Source organism: Streptomyces sp. FH025, assembly GCF_017427025.1.
Lineage (GTDB): Bacteria > Actinomycetota > Actinomycetes > Streptomycetales > Streptomycetaceae > Kitasatospora.
Map to the genome: position 1 here is coordinate 1 of NZ_JAFLNG010000292.1, position 9162 is coordinate 9162.

Genomic DNA, 9162 nt, shown 5'->3' on the forward strand with positions numbered 1-9162 from the left:
CAATCCGCACCACCCGGGGCACACTCCGGGCGGCTCCAGCAGCGGTTCGGCGGCGGCGGTCGCGGCGGGGCTGGTGCCGCTGGCGATCGGCACCCAGACGGTCGGCTCGGTGATCCGGCCGGCCGCGTACTGCGGGGTGGTGGGCTTCCGGCCGACGTACGGGCGGATCCCGATCGCGGGGGTGATCCCGAACGCGCCGAGCTTCGACACCCTGGGAGTGTTCACCGCCGACCTGGCCGGTGCGGCCCTGGCCGCCTCGCTGCTCTGCGACGACTGGCGGGCGGGGGACGGCCGACGAGCGGCGTCGGTCCCGCCCGTGCTCGGGGTGCCGGACGGCGGCTACCTGGAGCGGGCCGAACCGGCCGCGCTGCGCGCCTTCGAGGAACAGGTGGAGCGGCTGGCCGGGGCCGGGCTGACGGTGCGCAGGGTGCCGCTGTTCCCCGACTTCGCCGAGATCACACGGCAGTTGCAGACCGTCAACCGCTTCGAGCTGGCCCGCAGCCACGCCGACTGGTTCGCCCGGTTCGGGGGCCTGTACCGGCCGGAGACGGCGGCGAGCATCCGGGTCGGCCAGGGTGTCGCGGCCGAGGACCGCGCGGCCGCGTTGCAGTTCCGGGAGCGGCTGCGCGAGCGGGTGGCCGGGGCGGCGGCCGCGGCCGGGGTGGACCTGTGGCTGGGGCCCTCGGCGACCGGCGGCGCACCGGAGGGCCTGCACGGCACCGGGGACGCGGTGATGTCGCTGCCGTGGAGCTACCTCGGCCTGCCCGCGCTGAGCCTGCCGGCCGGCCGGACGGAGGACGGGCTGCCGCTCGGCCTCCAGGTGGTCGGCGCGGCGGGCGACGACGAGCTGCTGCTCGACCGGGCCGCCGTTCTGGAAAGGGCATTGACTGATCGTTAGGTGGGTGCCGGCCCCGCCGGGATCGGCCTGGCCTGCCTGGACCGACTCAGGAGGTGGACGGCTCGATCTCCCCCGCGAAGACGATGACCTGGTCGATGAGGTTCCGCCGCAGATGGACGACGTCCGTTCCCGTCAGGCTGGGGCCTCCATCCGGCGTGGTGAAGACCCACTGGTACCGCGCCCACTCGTCAGGCATGTCCACCGCCGAGCAGCGCGCCATCGTGCCGGTCCCCGCCGGGTGGCGCCGGATGTCCAGCACGAACCGCTCGACCGCCGCGATTCCTTCGCTGCGGCCCAACGGCCCCCAGAAGACCACGTCTGAGGTCAGGGCCTGGGAGAGCAGGGCAGTCACATAGCTGTCGTCCGAGGCGTTGAACGCGGAGATGAACGTGTCGATCGCGGAGCGTGCCGTCTCTTCCTGCATGTCCCAGTAATACCAGCCGTCGCGCGTGCGCTCGCCCCGCGAGCCGCCTTCCGATCACGGTTGACCATCCCGGTCACAGCACTAGGCGCTCGAGCCGGGAGTGCCGGGCGGCCGGCGCTCGGGGCCGCGCGGTTCGTCGGGGAAGCGCGGCCCGCCGATCAGGTAGAGCAGCGCGGCGGCCGGGAAGCCGAGCGCGGCGGCCAGCAACACGATGAACTGCCAGAACATGATCCGCTCCTCGTCAGTCCCGGGCCGCCCGGCCACCCGAAGGTGGTCGCAAACCGGACCGGCCCCGAATGGCCGAATCGTTCGCTCGCTCTCCGACGGTATGGCCGGATCGCCCCGGCTGCCACCGGACGCCCGCCCCCGCCCCGCGGCGCTCCGGCGCACGGGGCTGGGCGCGGCCCGGGGCGGCGGCCACACTGGCGGGATGCAGCTACAGCTCGCAGGGGAAGCGCGGCGGCCCGACCGCGAGAGCGAGGACTTCGCGGCCGCCTCGCCGGAGGCGCTGGTCCTGCTGGACGGTGCGAGTTCGCCGGCCGGCCTGGAGTCCGGGTGCCGGCACGGCACGGCCTGGTACGTCCGTCGGCTGGGCGTGCACCTGCTCGCCCGGCTCACCGACCGCGCGGACCGCTCGATCGCCGACTGCCTGGCCGACGCCATCGTGGAGACGGCCGCGCTGCACGGCGGCCGCTGCGACCTCGCCCACCCCAACACGCCCGCCGCGATGGTGGTCGCGGCCCGGCGGCACGGCGAGTCGCTGGAGTACCTGGTGCTCGGCGACTCGCTGCTGGTGCTGGAGTTCAAGGACGGCCCGCCCCAGGTGATCGGGGACAACCAGCGCTTCCCGGGCGGGGAGGAACTGCGCCGCCAGGTCTGGGAGACCGTCCCGGGCTCGGCCGAGCGGGCCGCGCTGCACCTGGAGTACGCGCTGGCGGAGCGCGCCGCCCGTAACCGGGGCGCCGGCCCGTGGATCGCCGCGGCCAGCCCGCGCGCGGCCGAGCACGCCGAGACCGGCTTCGTCCCGCTGGACCGGCTGCACGCGCTGGCCGCCCTGACCGACGGCGCCTCGCGCTACACCGAGCGCTTCGGGCTGGGCAGTTGGGGCGACGTGCTGCGGCTGCTCGCCGAGTCGGGACCGGGCGAGCTGATCGCCGAGGTCCGCCGGGTGGAGCGGACGGACGTCGGCTGCGAGCGCTGGCCGCGGGGCAGGGCCCACGACGACGCCTCGGCGGTCTACGCGCTGCTGTAGGGAGGGACGCGTGAGGGCCCGGACCGGGTGCGGTCCGGGCCCTCACGGCCGTCGGATCAGTGGGCGTCGGTGGGGACGGTGCCGAGGCGGCCGGCCTGGAAGTCCTCCATGGCCTGCTGGAGCTCGCGGTGGCTGTTCATCACGAACGGGCCGTACCAGGCGACGGGTTCACGGATCGGCAGGCCGCCGAGGAGCACGACCTCGAAGTTGTTGTCGCGGGAGTCCTGCTTCTCGTCGGCGCGGAGGGTGATGGAGTCGCCGTCGCCGAAGACCACGGCCTGGCCCCGGTGGAAGGGGCGGCGGTCCTGGCCGGCCGAGCCGCTGCCGGCGAGGCCGTAGGCGAGGGCGTTGAAGTCGGAGCGCCAGGGCAGGGTGATCTGGGCGCCGGGGCTGATCGAGGCGTGGATCATGGTGATCGGGGTGTGGGTGGTGCCGGGGCCCTGGTGGCCGTCGAGCTCGCCCGCGATCACCCGCAGGAGGGCGCCGCCGTCCTCGGAGCTGAGCAGCTTGACGCTGCCGCCGCGGATGTCCTGGTACTTCGGGGCGATCATCTTGTCCGAGGCGGGCAGGTTCACCCACAGCTGGAGGCCGTGGAAGAGGCCGCCGGACCTCACCAGCGACTCCGGCGGGGTCTCGATGTGCAGCAGGCCGGAGCCGGCCGTCATCCACTGGGTGTCGCCGTCGGTGATGGTGCCGCCACCGCCGTGCGAGTCCTGGTGGATGAACGTTCCGTCGATGATGTAGGTGACGGTCTCGAAGCCGCGGTGCGGGTGCCAGGGGGTGCCCTTGGGCTCGCCGGCGGCGTAGTCCACCTCACCCATCTGGTCCATCATGATGAACGGGTCGAGGTACTTCGTGTTGATCTTGGCGAAGGCGCGGCGGACGGGGAAGCCCTCGCCCTCGAAGCCCTCGGGCGCGGTGGCCACGGTGAGGACCGGCCGGGCGCTCGCGACGGCCGGGTCCGGCGTGGTGACGCGGGGGAGGGTCAGCGGGTTGTCGACGGTCACGGCGGGCATGTCGGCCTCCTTCGGGGGGTCTTTGGCCTACGTCCACGAGATTAGTTCAATCCTCAACAACAAGCAAGTTGAAACTTGAACTATGTGGTGACGAGCGAGCGCGGCTCCCCTCCCAGGATGGATCAGCCGTACATCCGGCGCATGGTGAAGTCGACCATCTGCTCCACCGCCTTGGCGTCGAACACCATCCGGTGCTCGCCCTCCATGTCCAGCGCGAAGCCGTAGCCGGTGGGCAGCAGGTCCAGCACCTCGGCACCGGTGACGGTGAAGTGCTTGGACTCCTTGCCGGCGTAGCGGCGCAGCTCCTTGAGCGAGCTGAACATCGGGATCACCGGCGTCGGGGTGTTGTGCAGCGCCAGGAAGCCGGGGCGGTCGCCGCGCGGGCAGTGCACCTTCGAGGTGATGAAGATGGCCTGGAAGTCCTCGACCGCCATCGAGCCGGTGGTGAAGGCCCGGATCGCGTCCGCCAGTGAGGGCGGGGAGGGCTCGGGGTAGAGGGACTGCTGGGGCGCCTGCGCCTGTGCGCCGTACGCGTCGGGTCCGGGCATGCCGTTCATGCCCGGCTGCGGACCCGCCTGCTGCTGGTAGGGGTCACCCGGGTATGCGTTCTGGTCATATCCGTACACACGGACAGGCTAGCGGGAGCGCACCCGCCCGCGCTGGCGTCGATCCTGACAAGGAGTGGCCGTCCCGGCTTGTGGGACGTGACCACGTTCATACCGGATTCACCGCAGGGGGCTTGCCCAAGTTACCGCTGGGTAGCATCATGATGCCTACTGGTGGGTACGGGGCGCCCGAACGCGGCGGTCTCCCGGAAGCGACGAACCGGAGAAAACGGCCATGGGTCACTACAAGTCCAACCTGCGGGACGTGGAGTTCAACCTCTTCGAGGTGTTCGGTCGCGACCAGGTGTACGGCACCGGACCCTTCGCGGACATGGACGTCGAGACCGCGAAGAACATCCTGAGCGAGATCTCGCGCCTCGCCGAGAACGACCTCGCCGCGTCCTTCGCCGACACCGACCGCAACCCGCCGGTCTTCGACCCGGAGACCAACACCGCGCCGATCCCGGCCACCTTCAAGAAGAGCTACCAGACCTTCATGGACGCCGAGTGGTGGCGCCTGGGCATCCCGGAGTCGATCGGTGGCCAGATCACCCCGAACTCGCTGATCTGGGCCTTCGCCGAGCAGATCCTGGGCTCCAACCCGGCCATCTGGATGTACTCCTCCGGCCCGGCCTTCGCCGGCGTCATCGCCGAGGAGGGCACCGAGGAGCAGCTGGAGATCGCCAAGCGGATGACCGACCGCCTGTGGGGCTCCACCATGGTCCTCACCGAGCCCGACGCGGGCTCCGACGTGGGCGCCGGCCGCACCAAGGCGATCCAGCAGGAGGACGGCTCCTGGCACATCGAGGGTGTGAAGCGCTTCATCACCTCGGGCGAGCACGACATGTCCGAGAACATCATCCACATGGTGCTGGCCCGCCCCGAGGGCGGTAAGCCGGGCACCAAGGGCCTGGGCCTGTTCATCGTCCCGAAGTTCGACTTCGACTGGGAGACCGGCGAGCTCGGCGAGCGCAACGGCGTCTACGCCACCAACGTCGAGCACAAGATGGGCCTCAAGGCCTCGAACACCTGCGAGATGACCTTCGGTGCCAAGCACCCGGCCAAGGGCTGGCTGCTCGGCGAGAAGGTCGACGGCATCCGCCAGATGTTCAAGATCATCGAGTTCGCCCGCATGATGGTCGGCACGAAGGCCATCGCCACCCTCTCCACCGGCTACCTGAACGCCCTGGAGTACGCCAAGGAGCGCGTGCAGGGCGCCGACATCTCGCAGTTCCTGGACAAGACCGCCCCGCGCGTCACCATCACCCACCACCCGGACGTGCGCCGCTCGCTGCTGACCCAGAAGGCCTACGCCGAGGGCATGCGCGCGCTGGTCCTGTTCACCGCGTCGGTCCAGGACGACATGACGGCCGCCAAGCTGCGCGGCGAGCACGACGAGGCCGCCGAGCGCCTCAACGACCTGCTCCTGCCGATCGTCAAGGGCTACGGCTCGGAGAAGTCCTACGAGCAGCTCGCCCAGTCCCTGCAGACCTTCGGTGGCTCCGGCTACCTGCAGGAGTACCCGATCGAGCAGTACATCCGGGACGCCAAGATCGACACCCTGTACGAGGGCACCACGGCGATCCAGGGCCAGGACTTCTTCTTCCGCAAGATCGTCAAGGACGGCGGCCAGGCGCTGACCGGGCTGTCCGAGCAGATCCAGAAGTTCCTCGCCGCGGCCGAGGGCGGCGAGGCCCTGGCCGCCGAGCGCGAGCTGCTCGCCAAGGCCCTCGGCGACCTGGACGCCATCGTCGGCAAGCTGATCGCCGACCTGACGGCCGTCGAGCAGGACGTCAAGAACATGTACAAGGTGGGCCTCAACACCACCCGCCTGCTGATGGTCTCCGGCGACGTCGTGGTCGGCTGGCTGCTGCTCCGTCAGGCCGCGGTGGCCCTGGCCAAGCTGGAGGCCGGCGCCTCGGAGAAGGACGTGCCGTTCTACCAGGGCAAGGTCGCGGCGGCCCGCTTCTTCGCCAAGAACATCCTCCCGACCGTCGCTCCGCAGCGGGCGATCGCCGAGGGCATCGACAACGAGATCATGGAGCTGGCGGAGGAGGCCTTCTAAGGCCTCCGGCCCACCCGTCGCCCGCCGCCGCCCTTCTTGGGACACGCTGCGCGTGACACCTCCCTGACCGCCTGACGAAAACCCTCACACCGAAGGGCCCGGCTGCCACCGGGCCCTTCGGTGTTCTCGGTTGCTCTCAGTCGCTCTTGGCCGTTCTCAGGCGCTCCGCAGCGCGGTGAGCGGGTCGGTGCGGGCCGCGCGCAGGGCCGGGTAGAGACCGGCCAGCAGACCGACGACCGTGCCGATCAGCGGGGCGGGCAGGGTGGTGGCCGGCTGGAGGACGGCCGTCCAGTCGCGGGCGGCGGCCACCCCGACCACCGTCACCACGCCGAGGCCGGTGCCGATCAGCCCGCCCAGGGTGCCGAGCGCCATCGACTCGGCCAGGAACTGGGCCGCGATGTGCCCGGTGCGGGCGCCCAGCGAACGGCGCAGGCCGATCTCCTGGGTCCGCTCCAGTACGGCGACCAGCGTGGTGTTGGCGATCCCGACCGCGCCCACCAGCAGGCAGATCCCGGCCAGCGCCAGGAACAGCCCGGTCAGGTCGGAGGTCACCGTGTCCTGAAGGCTGTGCGGGTCCGGCGGCGGGACGACGGTGAACGACTTCGGGGTGTCCGGCCGCAGGGCGAGCGGGAGTTGGTCGGCCACCACGGTCGCGGCGCCGACCCGGGTGGCGACCAGGCCCTGGACCCCGCAGTCCGCGTCCGGGGCCGGGTTGCCGTACCGCTCCAGCGCCGTACTGGCCGGGATCACCATGCCGAGCAGGGCGGCCGGCTGACGGCGGACGTCCGAGTAGATCCCGATCACGGTGTACGGGACGTGGTCGATGAAGACGGCCGGCTGGGCGTCCAGCCGGCTCACCCCGAGGCGCTTGGCGGCGGCCTCACTGAGCAGGACCACCGGCTGCGCGGTCCGCTGCACGAAGTCGTCCATGGTGACCCCGGCGGACAGGGTCGGCTCCATCGCGGCGACCGCGCCCGGGGTGGCCGCGAGCAGGGAGAGCCCGGTGCCCTCGCCGGGGCCGTCCGGGCGGCGGGCGATCACCGGTGAGCCGGGCACCGGCCACCAGACGCCGCCGGCCTGCACACCGTCGATCGCGGCCATCCGGCGGTCGGTGTCGGCGGGGAAGTCGCTCGACGGGTTGGTGCCGGGGGCGAGCCCGTCGGTGCTCGGCCGGTCGGTCACGGTGACGGTGGTGGCCTTGGTCAGGCTGAACCGTTCGCCGATCTGGCCGGTGGCGGTGGCGGTCAGGCCGAGCACGGCGACGAAGGCGCCGATGCCCAGGACCGTACCGAGCATGGTCAGCACCGAGCGGCCGGGGCGCTGCAGGACGCCGGAGAGCGCCTCGGAGAGCAGGTCGCGCGGGCTGAGGCGGGAGGGTGGCTCGGGGATCACGCTGCGGCGGCTCACCGGGGGACTCCCGTCGTCCGGACGGCCTCGGCCTCGGCCAGCACGCCGTCGCGGATGGTCACCCGGCGCTGGGCACGGGCGGCCACGGACGGGTCGTGGGTGATGACGACCAGGGTGAAGCCCTGGTCGTGCAGCGCGTCGAACTGCGCCAGCACCGCCTCGGCGTTGGCCGAGTCCAGGTTGCCGGTCGGTTCGTCGCACAGCAGCAGGCTGGGCCGGTTCACCAGTGCCCGGGCGATCGCCACCCGCTGGCGCTCGCCGCCGGACATGGTGCCCGGCAGCGCGTCCGTGCGGTGGCCGAGGCCCACCAGGTGCAGCGCCTCCAGGGCGGCGGCGTGGCGGGCGCGGCGCGGGGAGCGGTTGTAGACCTGGGCGAGGACGACGTTCTCCTCCGCGGTGCGGTGCGGGAGCAGGTGGAAGGACTGGAAGACGAAGCCGATCCGGCGCCCGCGCAGGGTCGAGCGGTCCCGGTCGCGCAGGCTGCCGGTGTCGATGCCGTCCAGTTCGTAGCGGCCGGTGGTGGGGGTGTCGAGCAGGCCGAGCAGGTGCAGCAGGGTGGACTTGCCGGAGCCGGAGGGGCCGGTGACGGCCAGGTACTCGCCGCGGTGGACGGTCAGGTCGGAGGGGTGCAGCGCGACCACGGGCGGGCGGCCGGGGTGGGTGCGGCCGACGCCGGCCAGGGCGATCACGGGCTTGTCGGCGGCCTCGGCGGCGGGTGCGGTCACTTGCCGACCACCACCTGGTCGCCGACGCGCAGTTCGGCGCCGTCCGCCGGGGTCACGGCCACCATGCCGTCCGCGGTGACGCCGGTGGTCACCGGGACGGTGGTGCGGTTCCCGGCGGCGTCCACCCTGGTGACGGAGGTCCGGCCGGCCGCGTTGGTGGATATCGCGGCGACCGGGACGGCGGTGACGGGGGCACCCGCCTTGTCCTTGAGGACGGTCAGGCGGACGTTCTTGCCGCTCATCGCCGCGGGCAGCGGGGCGTTCGGGGTGATGGCGAGCGGTACGTAGCTCTGGCCGCCCGGCCCGTTGCCCGGTGCCCCGGCGGCCGGGCCACCGGGCTGGCCACCGGGGGCTCCGGAGCCGCCGCCGGAACCGCCGCCGGACGCGCCGCCCAGGGTGATCACCTTGCCGGCCGGGGGAGCGGTGGTCGGGGCGCCGACCTCGGCGATGGTGCCGGGGATGGTGGTGTTGGTGTCCTCGGCGAGGATCTCGACGGCCATGCCCGGCTTGACGCCCGCCGCCTGGGTGGGCGTCAGCTGGCCGGTGACGGCCAGGCCGCCACTGGTGAGCGACAGCAGGGTGCCGGAGGCGGGCGAGCCGACCGTGCCGTTGACGGCGGTGACGGTGGCCGGGAGGGTCGGCACGAACAGGACGTGGGCGGCCGGGACCATCGGGCCGTTCACCGCCCTGGCCTTGGCCAGGGCGGCCTGGTCGGTGGTCAACTGCTTCCTGGCGTTGGCGAGTTGCTGGTCGAGGTCGCCGGCGGCCGG

At 72.5% G+C, this 9162-nt stretch carries 9 protein-coding genes and 1 pseudogene; 3 read left to right on the top strand and 7 right to left on the bottom strand.

What is annotated here, in order from left to right; genetic code table 11:
* Positions 1-898, top strand: an 898-nt coding sequence (locus J0670_RS20765; protein WP_207813142.1) for an amidase, incomplete at its 5' end; no start/stop codon positions are given.
* Between the two features lie 46 nt (positions 899-944).
* Here J0670_RS20765 and J0670_RS20770 read toward each other — a convergent pair.
* Together J0670_RS20770 and J0670_RS20775 are read right to left on the bottom strand one after the other, a co-directional pair.
* Positions 945-1322 (bottom strand): nuclear transport factor 2 family protein, encoded by a 378-nt coding sequence (locus tag J0670_RS20770; protein ID WP_207813143.1) that lies wholly within the window; start codon positions 1320-1322, stop codon positions 945-947.
* A gap of 81 nt (positions 1323-1403) precedes the next feature.
* The gene (locus tag J0670_RS20775) at positions 1404-1550 is read right to left on the bottom strand and encodes a hypothetical protein (RefSeq protein ID WP_207813144.1); all 147 of its coding nucleotides are present in this window, start codon (positions 1548-1550) and stop codon (positions 1404-1406) included.
* A 202-nt stretch (positions 1551-1752) separates the two neighbouring features.
* Here J0670_RS20775 and J0670_RS20780 point away from each other — a divergent pair, with 202 nt between their 5' ends.
* Positions 1753-2574 carry a protein phosphatase 2C domain-containing protein gene (locus J0670_RS20780; RefSeq protein WP_207813145.1) on the top strand — a complete coding sequence of 274 codons (822 nt, stop codon included), beginning with the start codon at positions 1753-1755 and terminating at the stop codon, positions 2572-2574.
* A 56-nt stretch (positions 2575-2630) separates the two neighbouring features.
* Here the strand turns inward: J0670_RS20780 and J0670_RS20785 are convergent, their stop codons facing one another.
* Both J0670_RS20785 and J0670_RS20790 read right to left on the bottom strand, forming a co-directional pair.
* Positions 2631-3590 carry a pirin family protein gene (locus J0670_RS20785; protein WP_207813146.1) on the bottom strand — a complete coding sequence of 320 codons (960 nt, stop codon included), beginning with the start codon at positions 3588-3590 and terminating at the stop codon, positions 2631-2633.
* A 122-nt stretch (positions 3591-3712) separates the two neighbouring features.
* Positions 3713-4216, bottom strand: a complete 504-nt coding sequence (locus J0670_RS20790; protein ID WP_374223136.1) for an SseB family protein — start codon at positions 4214-4216, stop codon at positions 3713-3715.
* A 214-nt stretch (positions 4217-4430) separates the two neighbouring features.
* Between J0670_RS20790 and J0670_RS20795 the strand changes: the two genes are divergently transcribed.
* The gene (locus tag J0670_RS20795) at positions 4431-6260 is read left to right on the top strand and encodes an acyl-CoA dehydrogenase (protein ID WP_207813147.1); all 1830 of its coding nucleotides are present in this window, start codon (positions 4431-4433) and stop codon (positions 6258-6260) included.
* Positions 6261-6416: 156 nt separating this feature from the next.
* Here J0670_RS20795 and J0670_RS20800 read toward each other — a convergent pair whose 3' ends face one another.
* From J0670_RS20800 to J0670_RS20810, 3 genes and pseudogenes are all read right to left on the bottom strand, one after another.
* Positions 6417-7667 carry an ABC transporter permease gene (locus J0670_RS20800; protein WP_307806618.1) on the bottom strand — a complete coding sequence of 417 codons (1251 nt, stop codon included), beginning with the start codon at positions 7665-7667 and terminating at the stop codon, positions 6417-6419.
* Positions 7664-8392, bottom strand: a complete 729-nt coding sequence (locus tag J0670_RS20805) for an ABC transporter ATP-binding protein (RefSeq protein ID WP_207813148.1) — start codon at positions 8390-8392, stop codon at positions 7664-7666. Before J0670_RS20805 ends, J0670_RS20800 begins: the two co-directional genes overlap by 4 nt.
* Positions 8389-9162, bottom strand: a pseudogene (locus J0670_RS20810) (hypothetical protein); the annotation flags it as partial. The gene J0670_RS20805 and the pseudogene J0670_RS20810, both read right to left, overlap by 4 nt.